Source organism: Niallia sp. HCP3S3_B10, from assembly GCF_052064465.1.
GTDB lineage: Bacteria > Bacillota > Bacilli > Bacillales > Cytobacillaceae > Niallia > Niallia hominis.
Map to the genome: position 1 here is coordinate 1 of NZ_JBQHVO010000136.1, position 1,491 is coordinate 1,491.

The window sequence follows — 1,491 nt, forward strand, 5'->3', positions numbered from 1 at the left end:
CGGTTTTGTTTCCAATTGTTGGTCGTTTGAAAGGGGATCGGTATATGGTAGAAGGACAGACCTATCATATGTCACAGCATGGTTTTTTACGGGATGTTCGTTTTAAAGTGGCTTCTCAGACTAAGGATAGAGTGTCTTTCTTATTTGAATCGGCTGGCAATTTTAAGAACATATACCCGAAAGTTTAGGTCACAGTGACGTCCCGAAATTTGTCGAAGATTGATAGGGAATTAGATTGTGTGAATGATAAACTTAAATAGCAATGATTATTGCAGATGAAATGAGCCACTTATGCGGAGTTTTGAGCCAGTCATTTAGGAGAAAAGAGCCGCCCTTTGCGGAATGGAGATCATGAATACTTGGTCAGAGTGACTACCCGAGTTTTGTCGAATCCAAAAAGTTTAGGTCACAGTGACGCTGACGCCCCGAAATTTGTCGAAGATTGATAGAGAGTTAGATTGTGTGAATGTGATGAACTGATATTGTGAAGGTAGTGTGACCGTCAAGTAAAAAGACACAATTTATGCTCATTAATTTGAAACATTTTCTTGCCCAAACATGATCGATCTATGTCTCATTCGATAACTATCTTCATTTAAATGAATGTATTTCAACTCGATGTAAAATTCTATCTAATATCGCTGTTGTAATTGCTTGGTCACCCAATAATTCTCCCATTTTTTTAGGTGCTTTATTTGATGTTAAAATGATGGATGATTGATTATATATATCATTAATCAAATGAAAAAACATATTAGCTTCTTGTTGATCCATTGCCATGAACATCAAATCATCAATAATGACTAAATCTGCATCTCGTATTCTTTTCATTCTTGTCTGAGATTTACGAGTGATTTCTTCTGTTTTTTGTTTCACAGGAATGTTTCACTTTGACTTGTCGATTGATATTCATATGGAACTGAAGAAGTTTAGGTCACAGTGACGCCCCGAAATTTGTCGAAGATTGATAGGGAATTAGATTGTGTGAATGATAAACTTAAATAGCAATGATTATTGCAGATGAAATGAGCCACTTATGCGGAGTTTTGAGCCAGTCATTCAGGAGAAAAGAGCCGCCCTTTGCGGAATGGAGATCATGAATACTTGGTCAGAGTGACTACCCAAGTTTTGTCGAATCCAAAATCATTTGTCAGTCACAAATAGCTGAGGGAGCTAAATTTGTTGCAGAAGTTATAGAATAGCTTTTTACTTTATTTAAGTTATTTTTAGCCCAAGTTCCTGCCAAAAAAACGATTTCCTGATGAGGTGTTTGGTCTATAAACACCAACAGTATTATTGTTGAACCGGTCAACAAAGTTACTAATTGAACTTAATTCTTGGTCACAGTGACGCCCCGAAATATGTCGAAGATTGATAGAGAATTAGATTGTGTGAATGATAAACTTAAATAGTAGTTGGATATTGGAGGGGGGTGGCGTTTTTCCCTTTCCAATGGCGAACCGATAATAAATTCTTGCTGCACAGTGAGGC

2 pseudogenes are annotated in these 1,491 nt (G+C 36.8%); one reads left to right on the forward strand and one right to left on the reverse strand.

Features of this window, described 5'->3' with window-relative positions:
- Positions 1-188 (forward strand): annotated as a pseudogene (locus ACTNDN_RS24835) (aldose 1-epimerase family protein); the annotation flags it as partial.
- Between the two features lie 342 nt (positions 189-530).
- Here ACTNDN_RS24835 and ACTNDN_RS24840 read toward each other — a convergent pair.
- Positions 531-867 (reverse strand): annotated as a pseudogene (locus tag ACTNDN_RS24840) (ATP-binding protein); the annotation flags it as partial.
- Positions 868-1,491: the final 624 nt, after the last annotated feature.